The sequence below is a fragment of the Arthrobacter sp. ES3-54 genome (assembly GCF_029504395.1).
Taxonomy (GTDB): Bacteria; Actinomycetota; Actinomycetes; order Actinomycetales; family Micrococcaceae; genus Arthrobacter.
Genome location: NZ_JAQFIF010000001.1, coordinates 43,245 through 61,755, shown reverse-complemented (window position 1 = coordinate 61,755; position 18,511 = coordinate 43,245). Strand labels below are relative to the sequence as shown.

General features: G+C 61.9%; 24 protein-coding genes and 1 tRNA gene. 16 read left to right on the top strand and 9 right to left on the bottom strand.

Translation table 11 applies throughout. From position 1 onward, the window contains the following. The first annotated feature begins 40 nt into the window (after positions 1–40). The 4 genes from M2428_RS00295 to M2428_RS00280 all read left to right on the top strand — a co-directional run bounded on the left by M2428_RS00295 (position 41) and on the right by M2428_RS00280 (position 2,162). On the top strand, positions 41–424 hold the full coding sequence (locus M2428_RS00295; RefSeq protein ID WP_277522434.1) for a hypothetical protein: 384 nt from the start codon (positions 41–43) through the stop codon (positions 422–424). 65 nt (positions 425–489) lie between these two features. Further along, positions 490–822 carry a hypothetical protein gene (locus M2428_RS00290; protein ID WP_277522433.1) on the top strand — a complete coding sequence of 111 codons (333 nt, stop codon included), beginning with the start codon at positions 490–492 and terminating at the stop codon, positions 820–822. Between the two features lie 191 nt (positions 823–1,013). Next, the gene (locus M2428_RS00285; RefSeq protein WP_277522432.1) at positions 1,014–1,526 is read left to right on the top strand and encodes a hypothetical protein; all 513 of its coding nucleotides are present in this window, start codon (positions 1,014–1,016) and stop codon (positions 1,524–1,526) included. 99 nt (positions 1,527–1,625) lie between these two features. Beyond that, complete coding sequence (locus tag M2428_RS00280) at positions 1,626–2,162, top strand: hypothetical protein (protein ID WP_277522429.1); 537 nt, start codon at positions 1,626–1,628, stop codon at positions 2,160–2,162. Between the two features lie 340 nt (positions 2,163–2,502). Here the strand turns inward: M2428_RS00280 and M2428_RS00275 are convergent, their stop codons facing one another. Then, a complete protein-coding gene (locus M2428_RS00275) occupies positions 2,503–2,700 on the bottom strand; it encodes a hypothetical protein (protein WP_277522426.1) in 198 nt (65 codons plus the stop codon). 46 nt (positions 2,701–2,746) lie between these two features. On the opposite strand from M2428_RS00275, the gene M2428_RS00270 reads away from it, so the two are divergent. The 12 genes from M2428_RS00270 (at position 2,747) to M2428_RS00215 (ending at position 14,704) form a co-directional block, all read left to right on the top strand. Then, positions 2,747–5,686, top strand: a complete 2,940-nt coding sequence (locus M2428_RS00270; RefSeq protein ID WP_277522424.1) for a phage tail tape measure protein — start codon at positions 2,747–2,749, stop codon at positions 5,684–5,686. Beyond that, on the top strand, positions 5,686–6,513 hold the full coding sequence (locus M2428_RS00265; RefSeq protein ID WP_277522422.1) for a hypothetical protein: 828 nt from the start codon (positions 5,686–5,688) through the stop codon (positions 6,511–6,513). The genes M2428_RS00270 and M2428_RS00265 overlap by 1 nt, the downstream gene beginning before the upstream one ends. Positions 6,514–6,522: 9 nt before the next feature. Next, positions 6,523–7,830, top strand: coding sequence for a hypothetical protein (locus tag M2428_RS00260; RefSeq protein ID WP_277522420.1), 1,308 nt, complete (start codon positions 6,523–6,525; stop codon positions 7,828–7,830). Positions 7,831–7,839: 9 nt separating this feature from the next. After that, complete coding sequence (locus tag M2428_RS00255; RefSeq protein WP_277522419.1) at positions 7,840–8,787, top strand: hypothetical protein; 948 nt, start codon at positions 7,840–7,842, stop codon at positions 8,785–8,787. Next, positions 8,787–9,365 (top strand): hypothetical protein, encoded by a 579-nt coding sequence (locus tag M2428_RS00250; RefSeq protein WP_277522417.1) that lies wholly within the window; start codon positions 8,787–8,789, stop codon positions 9,363–9,365. The genes M2428_RS00255 and M2428_RS00250 overlap by 1 nt, the downstream gene beginning before the upstream one ends. 97 nt (positions 9,366–9,462) lie before the next feature. Then, positions 9,463–9,897, top strand: a complete 435-nt coding sequence (locus M2428_RS00245; protein ID WP_277522415.1) for a hypothetical protein — start codon at positions 9,463–9,465, stop codon at positions 9,895–9,897. Then, a complete protein-coding gene (locus M2428_RS00240) occupies positions 9,887–10,252 on the top strand; it encodes a hypothetical protein (protein ID WP_277522413.1) in 366 nt (121 codons plus the stop codon). The genes M2428_RS00245 and M2428_RS00240 overlap by 11 nt, the downstream gene beginning before the upstream one ends. Beyond that, positions 10,249–10,965 (top strand): peptidoglycan recognition family protein, encoded by a 717-nt coding sequence (locus tag M2428_RS00235; protein ID WP_277522411.1) that lies wholly within the window; start codon positions 10,249–10,251, stop codon positions 10,963–10,965. Before M2428_RS00240 ends, M2428_RS00235 begins: the two co-directional genes overlap by 4 nt. After that, on the top strand, positions 10,965–11,153 hold the full coding sequence (locus M2428_RS00230) for a hypothetical protein (protein ID WP_277522409.1): 189 nt from the start codon (positions 10,965–10,967) through the stop codon (positions 11,151–11,153). Before M2428_RS00235 ends, M2428_RS00230 begins: the two co-directional genes overlap by 1 nt. A 61-nt stretch (positions 11,154–11,214) precedes the next feature. Further along, positions 11,215–11,622, top strand: coding sequence for a hypothetical protein (locus tag M2428_RS00225; protein WP_277522407.1), 408 nt, complete (start codon positions 11,215–11,217; stop codon positions 11,620–11,622). A 4-nt stretch (positions 11,623–11,626) separates the two neighbouring features. Beyond that, positions 11,627–13,354 carry a glycosyl hydrolase family 28-related protein gene (locus M2428_RS00220; protein WP_277522405.1) on the top strand — a complete coding sequence of 576 codons (1,728 nt, stop codon included), beginning with the start codon at positions 11,627–11,629 and terminating at the stop codon, positions 13,352–13,354. A 15-nt stretch (positions 13,355–13,369) separates the two neighbouring features. Next, positions 13,370–14,704, top strand: a complete 1,335-nt coding sequence (locus tag M2428_RS00215) for a hypothetical protein (RefSeq protein WP_277522403.1) — start codon at positions 13,370–13,372, stop codon at positions 14,702–14,704. On the opposite strand, the gene M2428_RS00210 is transcribed toward M2428_RS00215, so the two are convergent. The 8 genes from M2428_RS00210 to M2428_RS00175 form a co-directional block, all read right to left on the bottom strand. Further along, a complete protein-coding gene (locus M2428_RS00210) occupies positions 14,676–14,861 on the bottom strand; it encodes a hypothetical protein (RefSeq protein ID WP_277522402.1) in 186 nt (61 codons plus the stop codon). The two genes, M2428_RS00215 and M2428_RS00210, sit on opposite strands and share 29 nt — an antisense overlap. A 158-nt stretch (positions 14,862–15,019) precedes the next feature. Beyond that, complete coding sequence (locus tag M2428_RS00205) at positions 15,020–16,117, bottom strand: tyrosine-type recombinase/integrase (protein WP_277522400.1); 1,098 nt, start codon at positions 16,115–16,117, stop codon at positions 15,020–15,022. A 46-nt stretch (positions 16,118–16,163) separates the two neighbouring features. Continuing rightward, positions 16,164–16,556, bottom strand: a complete 393-nt coding sequence (locus M2428_RS00200; RefSeq protein ID WP_277522399.1) for a hypothetical protein — start codon at positions 16,554–16,556, stop codon at positions 16,164–16,166. A gap of 58 nt (positions 16,557–16,614) precedes the next feature. Beyond that, positions 16,615–16,815 (bottom strand): hypothetical protein, encoded by a 201-nt coding sequence (locus M2428_RS00195; RefSeq protein ID WP_277522397.1) that lies wholly within the window; start codon positions 16,813–16,815, stop codon positions 16,615–16,617. Further along, positions 16,812–17,123 carry a hypothetical protein gene (locus tag M2428_RS00190; protein ID WP_277522395.1) on the bottom strand — a complete coding sequence of 104 codons (312 nt, stop codon included), beginning with the start codon at positions 17,121–17,123 and terminating at the stop codon, positions 16,812–16,814. Before M2428_RS00190 ends, M2428_RS00195 begins: the two co-directional genes overlap by 4 nt. A 106-nt stretch (positions 17,124–17,229) precedes the next feature. Next, entirely contained in the window at positions 17,230–17,412 is a 183-nt protein-coding gene (locus M2428_RS00185) for a hypothetical protein (RefSeq protein WP_277522393.1), read from the bottom strand. A 123-nt stretch (positions 17,413–17,535) separates the two neighbouring features. Next, a tRNA-Ala gene (locus tag M2428_RS00180) sits at positions 17,536–17,608 on the bottom strand. A 46-nt stretch (positions 17,609–17,654) separates the two neighbouring features. Continuing rightward, positions 17,655–18,467: an NAD(P)H-binding protein gene (locus M2428_RS00175; RefSeq protein ID WP_277522391.1), complete on the bottom strand. Its 813-nt coding sequence runs from the start codon at positions 18,465–18,467 to the stop codon at positions 17,655–17,657. Positions 18,468–18,511 lie beyond the last annotated feature (44 nt).

The window sequence follows — 18,511 nt, the reverse complement described above, 5'->3', positions numbered from 1 at the left end:
AGTTGGCCGCAACGACTATTTCTATCGATACGGAGACCATGTGAGTGATGGCATAGCCGAACTCAGGCAACTATCTACCAACCTGGGCCGCGTCTCCGGATCTGCCGTGAAGGATGTTGACGCTGTCATAAAAAAGGGCGCGCAAAACGTCAAGACGGAGATGAACTATTCCGCGGTGTGGTCTAAGCACTTCAAGGCTATGGCCGGATCGATTACTTACGACTCCTACTACCTCCCCGGGAAGGTCCGCTATGTGGTCGGGCCCGACAAGGGCAAGCGTGGCGGCGCCCTAGGTAACATCGCCTACTTCGGCACGAGTAAGGGCGGCGGAACGCTGGACATTGAACAGCCGCTGACAGCCGAGGAGCCGCGGATGATGTCTGCTCTAGCGGCACTTGCCGAGAAGTGGGCTGGTCAGCTATGACGGGTGATGCGCTTGCTGCCGGGTTCGAGGCGCTGATTACTGGTGTGACGGTCTACAAGGACCGAGTGCCAGCGACACCCTCGTTCCCTTACGTGTTCGTGGTGACGAACTTCCCGACCGTTTCTGAGCGCGCCGTAACCCGGTCTGTTCAGGCGAGGGTTCTTCGGTCACGCACACAGATTGTCGGACTCACGGCTTCGTCGGTGCGGATCGTGGCGCAGAAGCTCGCGGACGCGCTCGAGGGTGAACGTCCAGAGGTTCCTGGCTGGGTTCTCGGCGCTATCGAGTCGGTCACTAACGAGCAGCCGCTCCTGCCGGATGAGGACGTGACTATCAACGGTCAGCATCCCCTCTACCAGCCCTTCGATTGGGTCCTTACCGGATCCCCCACGCCCTAGGAGGCCCCTTGTTTATCAGGGTGAAAGACAAAGAGTCCGGTCACGAGTTCGACGTGCCGGCAGAAGATTGGCGGGTTGCTGAGGGAATCCTCACGCCCGTCAAGAGTGACCGCTACCCCGAAGTAGACCGGCCTCGCCCCCCGAAGCACAACATACAGCCCATTCGGGCATCCAAGAAAGAGGAAAGCTAAATGGCTGTTGACATTCCCAGCACACCGGCTGACGGCAACGTTCTCGTCAAGCTCGTTACTGCTATTGCGGACACGTCCGCCCCGAAGCTCACTGAGCTGAACGGCGCCCCCGCCGTGGACATCTCCTGCTACCTGACCGGCGGCGGCTACAAGCCTTCCCTGTCCGAGCAGGTCATCACCGATGAGCGTCTTTGCACGACTCAGACGTACGAGCAGAAGGGCCGCTCTCAGCGTGGCCTCGAGGTCGAGTACATCGACAACACGAACTCGCCGAGCGCTTCGACGTTCAACAAGGCGAAGGACACGCTGGTTCCGGGCTCCGCTCAGTACGTGGTCGTTCGCACTGGCCTTCCCTACACCACCGCACTCGCCGTGGGCCAGAAGGTCACCATTTACCCGGTGACTGCTGGCGAGTACAACGACATGCCGCCGGAAGCTAACTCGGTCCTGAAGACCGGGCAGAAGCTGTTCGTGACCGGCAAGGTGCAGATCGCAGTGGCTACGGTCGCTTAGTTCTGCCTGCTTGATACCCCTGTTCGCCCGTGTGTTGTGGGACCGCGGGCGAACAGGTCAAGTCCCACTTGTCCCGCTAAAAGACTTTAGGAGTACCTGATGGCTCTTGTTGTGAAGCGTCCTGAGACGCGCGTCCTGTTTTGCCTCGATGGCGATCTGAAAGCAGCCCATGAGGCTGCCGAGGCTGAGTTCAACGCGGCCCGTTCGAAGTCCCTCGCTGATGCCCGGCTGAACGACCCGGCTAAGGATCTGGCTAAGAAGGTCAACGACCTTGAGGAAGAGATGAAGGCGGCAACTGTTTCGTTCCTGGTCCGCGGGATGCGGCGCGGCGACTGGAACGACCTTGTCGCTGCCCATGCCCCGCGTGAGGGTAACGCGCTGGATAAGTCGTACGGCTTCAACGTTGAGGCCCTGATGAAGGTTGCTGTGCCGAAGTCCATTGCCGGGGTTGAGAATCACGCCGGCGAGGCGCTGGACTTCAGCGTCAAGGACGAGTGGGATGCCCTCGCGGATGACATGACCGATTCGCAGTATGAGGATTTTGTGCTGGCGACTCTCCGCGTGAATAAGGGGCGGAACGAGGTCCCTTTTTCGCTCAGCGCCTTCAGGATGATCCAGGACTCAGATCAGACGTAGAGACGGCGCACGCTCTCGGCATTTCGTTGAAGCGGTTCCATGGGTGGGAGCCTGCTACATCGTATGAGTATGAGGCTGGGCGGCTTGTGTCGTCCCGGCCTGAGCCTGAGTGGGATGAGGCTGAGCAAACGGTAATGCTTGCGTTGCAGGCGTACCGCGGCTCGTTGTGCCCGCTGTGTGGTGGCCCGTTGTCGGTGTGCACGAACCCTGAGAATGAGTTGAAGTTCAAGGGTGGCCTGCCGATCCGCTGCCATGCCACGACGGCGCGGGCTATCGCGATGGAGCCCTACAAGGACCAGCCCAACAATTCGGCGCTAATGATCGCTCCCGTACTGGCTGACTAGGTCCGGTCAGTGTCGCGCTGGGCTATTCCAACAATTAGTGCAACCAGCCCGCCGAAGAACAGTAGGGCGGCTGGCGCGGTGAATGATCCCGAGAATACGGCGAACAGTACGCCGACGATCATTGCCAGCCCGCCTAGCTGCTTAGCTACGTAGCCCTTCTTTGGCGCCTTATGTGGTGCTGTCTCGTTTGTCATGCCGCGATTCTAGCGGGTTGTCCAGGAAATTAACACAGGAGGCCCCGTGGCTGATCGCAGCATATCTATTTCCCTTGAGGCCAAAGTCCAAGGCTTTGTCTCGGGGATGCGTACGGCGCAACAGGCGACCAACGACTTTGCGAACCGCACGGCTTCGTTTGCTCGTGAGAATGAGCAGCATTTCGACCGCGTCGGCAAGGCGTCAATGGTGTTCGGTGGCGCGATTCTGGCTGGCATTGGCATCGCGGTGAACTCTTTCATGGAGTTTGATTCGGCGATGTCTGAGGTTCAGGCGTCTACCCATGAGACTTCGGCGAACATGGACCTCCTGCGGGATGCCGCGGTCAACGCTGGCGCTGACACTGCGTTCTCCGCTAAGGAAGCCGCTAAGGGCATTGACGAGCTAGCTAAGGCTGGCGTGTCAACTAAGGACATTCTGGGCGGCGGGCTGACCGGCGCACTGTCGCTGGCCGCTGCTGGCTCACTTGGCGTTGGCGATGCTGCTGAGATCGCGGCAACGGCGATGACGCAGTTCAAGCTCTCGGGCGATAAGATCCCGCACCTCGCGGACCTGCTGGCTGCTGGTGCTGGCAAGGCTCAGGGCTCTGTCCAGGATATGGGCATGGCTTTGAAGCAGGCTGGCCTTGTTGCAGCCTCTACCGGCCTAACCATCGAGGAAACCACGGGTGGGCTCGCCGCCTTTGCGTCCGCGGGCCTGATCGGTTCTGACGCGGGAACGTCGTTCAAGTCGATGTTGCAACGCCTAACTCCGCAGTCTCTTGAGGCTAAGAACAAGATGACTGAGCTTGGCATCTCTGCATATGACGCGCAGGGCAAGTTTATCGGCCTGTCTAAGTTCTCCGAGAACCTGAAGACCTCCATGCAGAACCTAACCCCGGAGGCCCGCAATGCGGCTATGGGTGTCATGTTCGGTTCTGACGCGGTCCGTGCCGCGAACGTCCTTTACGAGCAGGGCGCTCAGGGCATCTCGGACTGGACTGACAAGGTCAACGATGCGGGCTATGCGGCGGTTACTGCTTCGATCAAGCAGGACAACCTGGCGGGCGATATTGAGAAGCTTGGCGGCTCGTTCGATTCGGTCCTCATCAAGGGCGGGTCTGGTGTTGCGGAGTCTATGCGCGGCCTTGTGCAGGGCGCCGAGGACATGGTTGATGCGTTCGGTAAGATCCCCGCGCCCATCCTGAGCGCTGGGCTTGGTATGGCTGGTATGGCTGGCGCGGCACTGCTTGTGGGTGGCGCAGTCATTACTACGGTTCCGAAGTTCCTTGAGTTCAAGGATTCGATGGAGAAGATTGCCCCCGCCGGGTCCAAGGCTGGGGATGGTATCCGAAAGGTTGGCAAGGCTGCTGGCGTTGCTCTCGCCGCTGTTGTGGCGTTGCAGATCGCTGCCGCCATCTTCACCGAGAAGCACACGAAGTCCGCCGAGGATTACGGGCAGGCTCTGCTGAAGGTCGGCAAGGCCGCGGGGACGATTGACACATCCGGGCTCGATTCCATCATGGGTAAATTCGATTCGTTCGCCGGGACTCCGGTAAGCAACATCGACAATATGGCCGATGCTGTGGCCCGCCTGACTCATCAGAATTTCGATGATGCCGGCAACAAGTTTTTCGAGGGGTTCACCAACTTTATTGGCCTGCCCAAGGGTGAGATTGGTCAGCTTGAGGATCGTCTCAATGGCCTTGGCGATGCGATGGGGAACCTGGTCAAGAACGGTGCTAGCGAGACTGCGGCCAAGTCTTTCCAGGCTCTCACAAAAGAGTTTGAGAAGAACGGCAAGGGCGCGAAGGAAGCACTCGAAGCCCTGCCCGGCTACAAAGATGCGCTGCTCGCTCAGGCGTCGGCTGCCGGCGTGGTTCTTGAGGGTCAGGATCTTCTTGACTTCGCTATGGGTAAGATCCCTGCGTCGATGGCTGGCGCTGCTGGCGCGGTTGAGACCTACACTACTGCCGCTGGCACGTCAGCTCCCGTTACTGAGGATATGGCTAAGGCGCTTGAAGAAGTAGGCCTTAGCGCCGAGGGCGCGGTCACGGACATTGACGCTTTCGCTAAGTCGCTGTTCGCCGCCGGCCTCCTGTCGCTGTCCTCATCAGACGCGGCTATCGGCTACCAGGATGCTATCGACAAGATGACTGAATCCGTCACTAAGAACGGCACGACCCTTGACCTGAACACGGAGAAGGGCCGCGCCAACCAGTCAGCTTTCAACGGACTGGCGCAGGCCGCAATGACATCGGCTCAGGCCTCCGCTGCTGAGACTCTTGCAACGCAGGGTTCGTCGGCGGCACAGGCTGGGCTTCAGGGCGCATTGCGAACCAGCTACAACGACCTCGTCCGGGCTGCTGGTCAGCTCGGCAAGACTGGCGACGAAGCGGACACGATGGCCCGTAAGGCTCTCGGCATCCCTAAGAACGTCAACATTGACGCATGGATCGCCGACCACGCGACCGGCACTCTTGACGCGATCAGGGGCAAGGCTGACGGGCTCGACGGCAAGACGATCAACCTTTTCACGAATATCCACGAGACGACTTTTCTCAACACGGTCCGGTCAGACTCGGTCGCGCCCACTCGCGGCACCGCCGACAAGCGGAAAGCCGCATACGCCACGGGTGGTCGCGTCTACGGTCCGGGTACGACTACGTCTGACTCTATAGATGCGCGGCTGTCCAAGGATGAGTACGTGCTGACGGCGGCGGCAGCTAAGAAGATCGGCTACGCGACGTTGGACGCGTGGAATGGCGGCGATACGCAGCCGATAAAGGCTGGCAGGCAGTACGCGCCGGCTAGTGCCCCCGCCAGGCAGATGCCGTCCGCGTCTTCCTCGAATGTCAACGTAGCCGCCCCAGCGGTGGCGGTGTACATCGGTAACGAGCAGTTGGACGCCCGCACTTATCGGGTTGCTTCTTCTGTTGTTTCAGCGGCTGATCGTCAGTCCACTTATGCACGTCCTGGGAGGCGCTGATGGTTGCTGTAACGGTTGAGGCTTTGGTTGATGCGCCGTGCCCGCGGGTTGGCGTGACGATCACGGGCCTCGGTGTTGGTGATTCGGTGGTTTCGGTTTGGCGTTCCGCGGATGGGCTCAGGGAGCCTGTCCGCGGCGCCCGGCGGGTGTCGCTCGTTGATTCGACGTACCTGATTGATTACGACGCCCCGCTTAGCAGGCCTATCACGTATGAGGTTGAGGTGATTAGCGGTCCGTCCGGCGCTGACCGCGTCACCTCATCTTCGGTGACGGTCAACTCGGACACGGGATGGCTAATGGATCCGCTCGTGCCGCAGTCCGCTATCCCTGTGGTTGGTGGCGACGGTGACGACGGGCCCTACCTTCGCGGCGAGGCTCTGGCTCAGCTCGAGTACGCGGCTGATGTGTCCCTCATTAGCGTGATGGGTTCGGATAAGCCGATGGCGTTGTTTGGTCAGCGGATGGCTGCCCGGGGTGTTCCTTTGTCGATGGGTACGCGGTCGGCTGAGCAGAACGCGAGGCTGAGGGATCTGCTCATGTCTTCGGCGCTGGTGCTGTTCCGTCCGATTCCTGGCTTCGGTATTGATTTGCCGGGTTCGATGTTTGTCACGGTCCCGTCGGCTGTTGAGGCCCCGGTTGATGTGGCGTGGGGCGGGAACCTGACGTGGTGGGATTTGAAGGCTGACACGGTCGCGGCCCCAACGCTCAAGGTCCTCACGGCGACGTTCACTTACGGCGACGTGGCCCTACTGTTCGCAACGTATCAGCAGAAGCAGGACGCGGCTACGGGCACCTATTTGGATGATTTGAAACACCCGCTCGGTTAGGAGCCTCCCTTGTTGCCGATTGATGATGTGTCGCGTGCGGCGTTGGATGGTTCGAGGCCTGCTGATGAGTTGGTTGTGTGGGCTTGGTATGACGGGGATTTGGCGTGGCCTGATCCTTTGGGGGTTGTGTCGTGGTCGTTGAGCGGTTCGTCTGATGCGTCTACGAAGGTTCAGCGGCAGCTCAGTCTGAAGGTCGCGGACGCGGATGGTTCGTTGTCGCCGTGGCTGTTTGATGACCCGCTCGGGGTCGGCGGCGTGGTGTTGCAGGTTGTGTACCGTGTTGGCGGTGCTGGTGCGGTGAATGTTGGTTGGTTCCGGGTTGAGGGTAACTCGCCGGATGGTTCGGTGAACGGCTACACGCTCCCGGAGTACGGCTATTTGGAACCGGATTCGGCGGCGGCACCGCATGAGCGGCGGACGTTCGCGTTCACTGGCGCTGTCGTTGATGTTGACGCGGTGGACCTAACAGCGGATGTTGACCGGGACAAGTTCCTGGCACCACAGTCGCCCGCGGGCACGAGTCCGACCGTGCTGGGTGAAGTCACACGCCTAGTGCAGCGGCATTTCCCCATGGTTGTTGACATCGGCGTGACGGACGCGTCGGTGTCGCGGAAGCTCGTTTATGACCGGGAACGCCTCGAAGCCGTGCAGGATTTGTTGGCGAACATTAACGCCCGGTTCCGCATGGGTGGCGACGGCGAGATGCGCGTCTACCCGATCACCGGTACGGATCCTGTGTGGCGGGTTGAGCCCGGACAGGGTCTGGTCAGTGTCCATCGCAAACAAACCATTGACGGGCTTTATAACTGCTGGGTCGTTGAGGGTAAAGAGGGCGCGAACGGCAAGCCGGTCACGGGTACCGCGTACCTGCGCACTGGGCTTCTCCGCTGGGACGGACCCCACGGCAGGGTGCCCGACTTCTACTCCTCGGAAATGATCACGACATGGTCGCAGGCGGTCGCGTATGCGGAGACGCTACGGGACCGGCAGGCCGCGTCCTGCGCGGTTGAGCTTGAGGTCGAGACGGTCCCCCGCCCGGAGATTCAGGCTGGCGACCGCATCGAGGTTGGCTGCCCCATGCCTGCCGGGCATGTCGTCTATTTGCCGGGCGAGGTCGTCTCGGTGTCTGCCGGCGGATCCCCCATCCCCGGCCCAACAAAGTTCACCGTGTCGTGCGCCTATCAGGACGTGGCGGCAGCGATTGGCCGCACACCGTTCGGCGATCATCTCACGTCATCGAAGCCTGCCCTCACCTGGGACCGGATGCCGTCCACATGGGGCGCGCTGCCCGCCCTCACTTGGAACAACTTGCCCTAGGAGGCGCCGATGGCTGCTTTGAAGAAAACCCTTGCGGCCATCCCAGCAGGCGGCACCCGCCGCGTGTACGGGACCGCCTACTTCGACGGGTCCCGCTGGTGGGCGAACCTGAACGGAAACCTGCTGGACGCGTACTGGGCGAACTCGGTAAGCCCTCAGCAGGACGGCCCTATCGCGGTTGAACTGACGGAGCAGGGCAACGGGCAGTCATCGGCACTCGTCACTGACGGATACTCCGACCAGCCCCGGCCCCGTACCGGGACCGTCCTAAGCGTCGGCATCACGGAGATTGTGCTGACCGGCGCCGACGGGATCACCTACACAACGTCACGGTTCTCCGGGTCCTACATGGTCGGCGATCCGGTGTATGTGGCGTGGGACGCAGCTGCCCCGATCATCCTCGGCAAGCTACCCTCCATCACCCCAACACCGCCCACGCGGACGCCTGTTGAGGCGTCGCCGATCACCCCGACCGGCACAGCTAGAGCCGCCGCGGGGAAGACGAACACTTGGTGGGGTCCGGGCGGGTGGGGGTCTTGGGCTGAGTCGAAGCAGGGCGGCGAACAGGTTTACTCCGGCACATGGGCTGGGAGCACGGTTACGGGCTCCTGGTTTTACGGGGCGGCGTTCACGAACCTCGGCTCAAAGACCATCACGGAGATCCGGTTCCGCCTCCCGAAGCGCCTCAACATTGGCGGCTCCGGTTCGGCGACCGTCCACCTTTACGCGCACACCTCGAAGTATCAGCCCGGCGGTGATGTGAACCGCACCGTTGGGCCATGGGACGTGACCGTAACCCAGGGCCAGGGCGCGCACTGGATCACCCTGCCCCTTACCTTCGCCCCGGTCCTCAAGGCTGGCGGCGGCATCAGTATTACCGGCGACCCGTACGTCGGGTTTGACGGGCGACTCAAAGACCCGCAATCGGGCCGCATAGAAATGGACTGGACAGCCTAATGCCACAGACACGAGACAACGGGATTGTTGTTCCGATCAACTCTGACGCTTACAACCTGACAACCGACCTTGCGACGATGGCGGATTCCGCCGACGTGGTTACTGTCGTGTCGGGAACCTCCGCCCGGAACGCGTTGACCAAGTACGAGGGGCGCCTCGTCTACCGGACCGACACGACACAGATTGAGTCAGTTGTTGGCGGCTCGTGGCGGGACGGCACGCGCGGATATTCGCCCCTGTCACCAACGGGCTGGTCAGCGACCGGGGACATTACGATCACACCCGAAGGCACCAAGAAGCGCGTCGTAGCCGACCTGATCATCACCCGGACCGGCGGCGACTTCGTCCTCGGGTCAGGCTCGTGGAACATCCTCGGGACCGACGACTACGTACTACCTTCCCAGGTCCGGGGCAGCTCCCCCGTCAAGTACCTGTCCGTTCCTGTTGTCGGCACCGCCACTAACTACAACGCGAACGTGGCCTATAACCCGACCGGAAAAATGTCGATCCGATCCGTCAGCTCTTTCACGTTCGCGACCGACATGTTCTTCACCATTAACGTCGCCTACTACATCTAACAAACGTGTGGCCCCGGACTTGCGCTCCAGGGCCACACAGCACCCACCCTATACGACCGCCGCCCCGGCAGGTCACAACACGCCGGGAGGCAACCTTATGCGCAAAACACTTGCAGGTCAGCGTCGCATCATCAATGGTCGCCGCGGATCCTTCCAACTTCTATTCGCTTTCGTGTACCTGATTCTTGGCGCATCGTTCCTGCTCGCATCCCCGAGCCCGTCACGGCAGGCCGCACTCGGCTGGTTGGGCGTCCTCGTCCCGCACCTCGGGTACATCTGGATCATCGCCGCCATCTTGGCGCTCACAGCCGTACACAAGGCCCGCGGCGACGACTCCTACTCCTACGCCGCACTGACGTTCGCGCCCATCATCTTCGGCGGGCTGTTCCTCATCGGCATAGCACTTGGCGCACCAGCTACCGGGTTCATCTCGACAGCGACGTACTGGCTGCTCGGCGCCGCAGTGATGGTCGTCTCGGGCATGTCAGGCGATAACGACCGATGCGCAAGGACACCACCAGATGGACAATAACCAACTACTAACCCTGCTGGGCGTGCTCATCGTCGCCGGCGGCGGCGCCTACGGTGCGACCTACGCGGCCCGCACCTCCTCGAAGACGGCCAAGGAAACGAACGCGGTCACGTTCTCCAAGAACCTCATGGAACGTCTCGAATCACTCGAGGAAGACGTAAAGGGTTTGCGGGCTGACCTCAACATGGTCTCCCGCAACTTCAGCACCGCGATCAACTTCATTGAGCGGATGGTCTTCTGGGCCAAGGGTGGATCCAAGCCGCCCATTCCCGGCATCCCAGAATCGTTGAAAGCGCACCTGGACCCGTCACTCATCGACCGCCACGAAGAACAGCAGGAACGAGAAGGCGCATGACAACCATTAACGAATCGCAGACAGCGAAGGGCTACACGCCCGCCGCCCGGGTCCCGGCAACGTTTGGACGAAAGCGGACCATCGACGGGATCGTGATACACCATTGGGGGAGCCTCGGTCAGCGTCACGACGATGTTGTGAAGTTCTTCGTGAGCGGACCCGGCACGACTTCGGCGCACTTCGTTGTCAGCGCGGGCCGCATCGACTGCCTCGTGTCCCCCCTGGACGCAGCCTGGCACTCCGGCAACGCGGTAGGCAACGCAACGACCATCGGCATCGAATGCCACCCCGAAGCCACAGATGAGGACTACGCGACCGTAGCCGAACTCGTCAACTTCCTCCGCAGTCAATACGGGCCCCTGCCCCTCAGCCCGCACCGGCAGTGGAACGCGACCGCATGCCCCGGCATCTGGGACCTGCCCCGCATCGACCGCCTCGCAGGATCCGCAGCCATCGCACCGCAAAGCTCATCGACAGAAGAGGACCCCTTCATGGCCTACACAGATAAAGAGCGCGCCGAAATTCTCGCCGCCGCCCGCCTCGTCAACCGCTACCTCGACGCCCCCACCGGCTCCATCCCGCAGAAGGTCGCCAAGGCCATCCTCGAAGCGCCCGTCACTCGCAAGGGTGGCACCCGCAGCGGGGATACCACGCTCGGCAACACCATCGCCTACCTTGACTCCAACCTCGACGCAGTGAAGGTGCAGCCGTAATGAACGTCAACCCGAAAGTTACCGCCGCGACTGTAGCCGGCGCCGTGACCACCATCATTGTTTGGCTGCTGACCTTCGCGGGCATCGACATGCCCGTAGTTGTGCAGGGCGCCATCACGTCCATCCTCGTCTTCACCGCAGGCTACCTCACCCCGGCAAGCAACGAGCCCGGCGCCCACGAAGCCTGACCCCAGTAGACCATCAGCGGCGCTCCTTGAGGGCGCCTTTAGCATTTAAGGAGAGGCCGCTATGGCTATTGCATTCACCCCGCTCGGGTTCCTGAAGCCGGACGGTAACGAGCTGGTCCGCAACGGTGACAACGCCATTGCCGCGAACGCGCAGACCGCCGACTCCGCACTAACGTCCGCGCAGGCGATCATGGCATCCACCCAGGCTGGCCTCGCGTCAACGACCGTGCGGGTAGACGCGGCAGAGGCGACCATCGCCGAAACGCAGGACACCCTCACAACAACGCAAGCCACACTCTCCGAAACCCTCGGACGAGTCGGGCAAGTCGAAGTGAACATCCAGTCCGGCCTCGGCGACGGCCCCGGACTGCTCGAGGACGTCATGCACCCCGGCACCTATTTCATCACCAACACCACACTCATCCAGCCCGACCCGGCAAACCCGGGCTTCTACCTGATCGGAGCGTGACCGGATGGTTAACCGCCTGGTATCCGTCAACGACAGCAACACGCTCCCCGCATCAGTCCTCGTCGCGGACGCCAACCTGCCCGCAGGTGCGAAACTGTCTGACATCGCAGGGAAAGTCCGCAAGGGTGAAAACGTCATCAACGTGCGCGACTACGGCGCTGTGGGCGACGGTGTCACGGACGACTCCGCCGCGTTCACCGCAGCGTTCGCAGCAGCCAACACGGCCCTCTACCGGACCTCCACCGTCCTCATCCCGCCGCTGACGTACAACCTGCTCACCCGGGTACGGCTCACCAGCAACGTCCACGTGCTCGCCTACGGGGCTACTCTCACGAAGACCAGCACGGCCAACGGTTACGCGTTCTTCTACACCGGCTCGGACGGGTTCCGCGGCTACGGGTCCGGCAACTCGAACATCCTGTGGGAGGGTGGCAGGTTCCTCGGCAGCTTCGTGGACACTGTAGGCCGTTGCGCGTTCGCCCTCCACCACACGGACAACTTTGAGGTCAAATACGCTGTCTTCGAGCAGATGCAGGCCAAGGGTCACGTCATTGACCTGCTCGGCTGCTCAGCGATCCGCGTCCGTAATTGCAAGTTCCTGGGGTTCAACGCCGGAACGGGTAACTCCGCACGGGAAGAAGCGATCCAGCCTGACGTGTCCGACGCCGGCGCATCATCCTCCCCGGACCTGCCCGGCTCATACGACGGCTTGCTGACCAAGGACGTCACGGTAGAGGACTGCAAGTTCCTCCCGCTCACGGTCGGCGCAACCACATACCCGGCACCCAACCCGTTCGGGGCGCACTCCATCCAGGAAGGCAAAACCCTTGACCGGATGCGGTTCCTCCGCAACTACGTCCTCGACCCCCGGATAGACACGACCTCCGACTACAAGGGCGTCGTCCACTTCGTTGCTGCCACAAACTCGCAGTTCAACGACAACGTGTTCGAGTTCACCACGCCCAGCAACACGCCAACCATTGTGCTCTACTCCACCGACTTCGGGCAGGTAGCGACGGCAGGGCACGAAGCGACGGACACCTACACGCCCGCCTCGTTCGCGTCAGGCGGCGTGGCATGCGACAACGTTGAGGTCGCCCGCAACACGTTCATCAACTACGCGGCAACCAACGCAGAGTCCGTCATCTCGATTAAACCCCTCGCAGCCGGCGGGAACATCAAGGCCGGACTCATCAAGGTACTCGGCAATAAAGCCAAGTTCGGTACCGGCACATCCGACGCGGCAAACTTCATCAACGTCGACTACGCCGAACACATCGTGATCGACGGCAACGAACTAAACGGACCCTTCCGCGGTGTTGATGTGGAAGCCGTGGACGTTGTCGATGTTGGCATGAACCGCCACGTCGGGCCCCGAGTTGACGGGTGGCGCTTCGACACAGTCGGCGCCCTACGGATTGCCCGGCTCCGGATCCTCAACGCCGCAGCAACAGCCGTGTACATCGCCAACTCCCAGAAGGTGCGGCTGTCCAACTTCACCGCCGCCAGCCTGGGAGGGTCGCGCGCTGTAGCCCTGAATAACGTCAACAACTTCAGCGTCTGGGAAGCCGACGTCACCGCCCCGTCAGGCACCAGGGGCATCGAAGCGTACACCGGCTCAGCGAATGGCAGGGTCTACAACTCCACCATCGCAGGCGGCACAACAACCCATGTGGACATCTCCACAGTGACCGGCAACGCCGTGACCGAAACCGGGAACCTGAAACTCTGAACGGGAGCATGACCCATGACTAACCGCATCGTCGCAGTGGGGGACGACTTCACAGTCCCAGCCGCTGTCAAAGTCACTGACGCCAACCTGCCGACACGGCTCAGCGGCGCGTCACTGGACGCCGCCTACACCGCAGCAGGGGCCACAAGGGGCGCGTCAGACCCGCTCGCGTACCTCGATAACGTGTCGCTCCTGTGCGAGTTCCCCGTGCGCGAAAACGGCGAAGTGTCCTGGCCGCAAGGGTTCAGCATCAACAAGGCCGCGAACGAGATTTACGTCGCCAACCAGAACGGCACAGAGTTGCGTATCGACGTGCGCGACCTGACAACCGGTGTCCGCAAGTCCTTCAAGACTGCCACGACCGAAAACGGCGCGTTCACCGAATCACTGTCCTACTTCACCAACGGCAGCGGTGAGCTGTGCTTCATGGTGTGGCCCAAGACGGGCGGCGGCGTCCCCTCGGCCTACGCGATCTTCAACTACACCCTAGGCACCCTCGGCGCACAGATCCCCATCTACGGGTTCTCCCGCGGCGACGTATCCGGGAACTACCTCATCACCTCTGATGCGTGGACAAACTCGGTCACGAAGTTCTACGTCTACGACTGGGCAACGGTAAAGGCCGGAACGCCCACCCTGCTCGCCACCATCCCCGTCGAAAACACCGGCGCAACCGCGGCGAAAAACCAGGGCATCGCCATCGTCGGGTCACACTTCTACCTGTCAGAAGGCGCGCAAACAGACTCGCCAACCCTGATGGTGTGGGACTTCACCGGCAAGCTCAGGGCAGTCCGCCAGTACAGCCGCGCCGCATTCCAGGCCGCGGTGAACGTACTCAAGCCCGGCTACCTCAGCAACAGCGCTTACACGTATGAGGCGGAGGGTGCGACCAACCTTGACGGGAAACTCGTCACCGGCCAAATCGTCAACAACAACCCCTCGGTCGTTGGCGATTCCCGGATGCTGGTGTTGCAACACAACCGCATCGACGGCGCCAAAATGTTCTCCCAACCCGTCACGACATACGTCTACGACACAGGCTGGCAGCCACTCACCCTCGAAGGCACCTGGACCGTCGCCAACAACACGCCGCCCATGTACCGCCGGATCGGCAACGAAGTCCGATTCAAGGGCGCCGTCACCAACACCACCGCCTCGACCACGCTCTCGACCTTCGCCACACTGCCTGTTGGTGTGCGGCCCGCCGAGCAATCCGGTTACGCCATCTCATCCAACGCCAACACGGTAATGAACTTGCAGATCCTCACTAGCGGAGCCATGCAGCTCTACTCCGCCGCAGTGACTACCGCCTGGCGTCAACTCAATGGGATACGGTTTCTACTGGACTAGCGATCAGTTCGCGCAGTGCGTCCTCGTAGTCTTTTGCTATCTCCGAGACGGGCCGACCGAACGCGGGGTGATCCCCGTACCCGTGCCGTTCGCCGTTGGTAGCGTCCCGGTATTCCACGGTCAGGCTAAGAAGTTTTTCCCCAATGGTAATAGTCATGTCAATAGATTAACACGGGCCGCGTCGTAACAACGTAGCCCGAGGCAACCGTGTAGTATCGTCTACCGTGCGTCAGGGAACCCAACGCCCCAGACGCGCCGCGCGCGCACAACAAAGCCCCCGTATCCTTCACCGGATGCGGGGGCTTTTCTTGTTGGTTAAGAGGCTAGCTCGGGGATGTCATCCGGCAGGCCTAGCGCCTTGGCTGCGTGCTGGGCTCCCTTGAAGTGGGCGTCCGGCATGAGGTGAGCGTACAAATCCAACGTAATCCCGATGGAGTTGTGGCCCATGCGCACGCTGAGTTGGTACATGTCCATGCCCGCGTGGAGGAGCGCCGCGGCGTGAAGGTGCCGGATTGAGTGCACGGTGATGTGCTTGTGCCCGTCCTTGCCGAACCCCGCCTCGGTCCTTGCCTTGTTCCAGGAACGATTGTAGAAGGCCTGTGCAGTGAACTCCCCGCCGTCCTTCATGCGGAACACCGGGCCTTTGTCCTTCGTGGCAGCCTCAACCAGCGGGCGCACTGCTAGCGCCGTGGACGGGGCGAGCGACACGCGCCGGCGGGACTTCCTAGACTTCGGCTCACCAACGTACCGGGCCTCACCTTCGCCGCCGAGCTTGTGCGCCTTCGTGATGAACACGAGGGGCGGGTCCGTGTCGAGCGTGAAGTCCTTAGCGACTAGCGCCGTTGCCTCAGAGAAGCGGCAACCAGTGCCCACGAGGAAGTCTAGGAAGGGGCGGAAGTGCGGGTCTGTACGCTCGCGTATGGCCCTGAAATCTTCCATGTCTATGTCGTCCCCGTCGTCACCAACGCGGACCTGCTTGGGGAGCCTGACGCCCTTGCACGGGTTCCTGGTGATGAACCCCTGCCGCTCAGCCGTCTCCATCGTTGCTGACAGTAGACCATGCTGGACGGCAATAGTCTTAGGCCCCTTCTCCCGGCCCTGCATCCACTTGATCCACTGGACGATGTGCTCATGCGTGACAGCCTTGATCTTCATCTGACCCAGCGGCCCGGAGAAGTGCAGGCGGACAGCGGACGTGTACCGCTTCAGCGTGTATGGAGTGACGCCGACAAGCTGGTCAATGTGCGTCAGCATCGCCTCAGAGACGGTCGGCCCGTCGTGCTGGGAGTCCTCATAGACCTTCGTTGCCGCGCCGAGTGAGTTGCCGTTCGCATCAAGCAGCCGCTTCCACATCTCAGCCTCAGCGCGGTCATCAAAGGTGATCGAGTCACCCCGGCCATTCTCACGCCACATCACCTGATGCGCTTCGGAACCGTCAGCGCGGGTCCGGGTACGGATACTAGCCACGGGGAAGTGGCTCAATGGGATATACCCGGGAGCACGCGCACTCAATGTGGCCGCAGCGCGGGTTAGTGCAATGTGACGCGCCTTCTAACTCCGGGCGCCCGCAGTTTGGGCATCCAAAACTTACCCGTTCGGCGATAACTCCGGCGCGGAGGGATTCGTAGAGCGCGATGGCCGCTTCGGATTTGGCGATCTGCTCTCGGCGATGCTCGATATGGGCGTCCAGCGTCGAGGTGTCGCCCGGCTCAATCCACCAGGTGTATTCACGCGAACCGTCCGGCATGAGCCACTGCTGAGTATGGTCGCGCTTACTGTACGGGTAACCAGTGGCATGGTTATTCACTCGGCGCGGCGTGGCATCTTGCGGGGTCACTTGGTTCTCGCTCATGCGCCTGCCTTTCACTTGGTAGGAGTAGTTAATGTGGTCATCAGCGCGGGTGCGGATACTAGCCATGTAGATCCTCAGCCCTGCGCATCATCCAAACTAGTGCGTTGTCCGGCGCGGTGATCGTCTCCAACGGGAACGCTGCCACCGCATCTAAAAGGGCCTGCGCGGCGAGGATAGGATAAGCCGCTTCCAACGCAGCCAGCATCGTCCCCTCACAGTGGGCTTCAACAGCCGCCTCAACCGCCGCGTCGGGGATCACTTGGCCCACGCTCCAACCATGCGCCCACGAGGTTCCCAGTACTGCGGCTGGCTGTAACCATTGTCGATGGACGCCTGAGCCGCTTCCCGCGTTTTGTAGCGCAGGTTCTCCGCGGGGCTTTCGTTGGGCCCGCCTTGGGATCGAAACACGGCCCACTCAACATCCGCGAGCATGTGCGGTGCCGCAGCTTCGAGGGCGCGAACTAAGAGTTCGCGGCGCTCGTCAACCGACTGGGACGAGAACCCACACGCATATAGGGCCGCCTCAACCGCCGCGTCGGGGATCACTTGGCGCCCCCATGCTTCCATTCGCCGCTGTGAAGCTGGTAGGACCACTTCCCGCAAGTTTTGCACTTCCATGTGTCATAGAGCGCCGACCACACTGGCGCAACCACGTGCGACGATTCGTCCCGGATCACTGGACGGCCCCCATGTGCTGGGCGGCTGCCTCAAGTGCGGCCCGAGCTTCAGCCAGCGCATACTCGCGGTCTTCGGGCTCAAGGTCTTCGACTCGGGACCAGAAGCCATCGAACCTCATACCGCTAGCCTCACTGATCGCGTTCGCCGCAGCCTCTACTGCTTCATCGGGGATCCTCATGCGCCTGTCTTTCACTGGAGTGGTAGTAGTGCATCACTCTAAGTTTAACAGGGTCTTGGCAACACTTCTAGGCTTCCTGTCAACACCGGCTAAAAGTTCCTTGGATTCTAGGGCCTAAATCGGTGGAGCTAAGGAGATTCGAACTCCTGACCTCTTCGATGCGAACGAAGCGCTCTACCAACTGAGCTATAGCCCCGAAGCAACGCCGGTCCTGAGGGAACGGCGTTGCCGGTGTCCCTAGGCTACAAACTATCTGCGCTGTTTTCCAGCCAGCCGCGGAATGTCTCGTTGCCGTGTCGCGCCTCCGGCACCAGGTTCAGCCCCTCGCGCAGATAGCGTCCCATCGCGCCGGGCAGCGGCAGTCGCACCAGTTGGCCCTTGACGCCCGTGGCCCGCTGCCACTCCCGGGCAAAGTCCGCCATGTCCTTGGATTCCGGCCCGCCGAGGTTCAGCACCCGGTGCCGCGGTCCCGCTGCTGGAACCGGCGCCGGTTCCAGGGCGGTTTCCAGGAGCACCGCGGCAGCGTCGGCCGGCGACACCGGCTGGAACCGCGCGCCTCGCGCCACGGGGATGACCCGTACCTTGGAGCCGGCGCCGAACATCATCGCCAGCAACGAGTGAAACTGGGTGGCACGGACCACCACTGTCTCCAGTCCGGACAGCTCATAGACGTGCTCCTTGGCGGCCTTCGACCGGTAGAACGCGTACTTGCTGCGATCGCAATTCACGATGGACAGCATGACGGCCCTGGCCGCACCCGCATCCTGGGCGGCAGCCAGAAGACGCGCGCCGCCGTCGGCGAAGTTCTTGCGCGCCTTCCCGGAGCGCCCCTCCAGGCAATCGATCACGACGTCGGCGCCCGCCAGGGCGGCCGCGACGCCTTCGCCCGTCGTCACGTCAGCGCGGAAGTATTCCGCGCCCCCGATGTTGGCGGAGGAGCCGGCCGGCGGCGGGTTACGGCTGAGGACGGCCACCGAGTGCCCGGCGTCCAGCGCCCGGCGCACCACTTCACGGCCAACTTGGCCGGTTCCGCCGGCGACGCAGATCCTTGTCATGACCCGAGGCTACCGCAACGAAGCCCGCGGGCGATGCTGCGGGG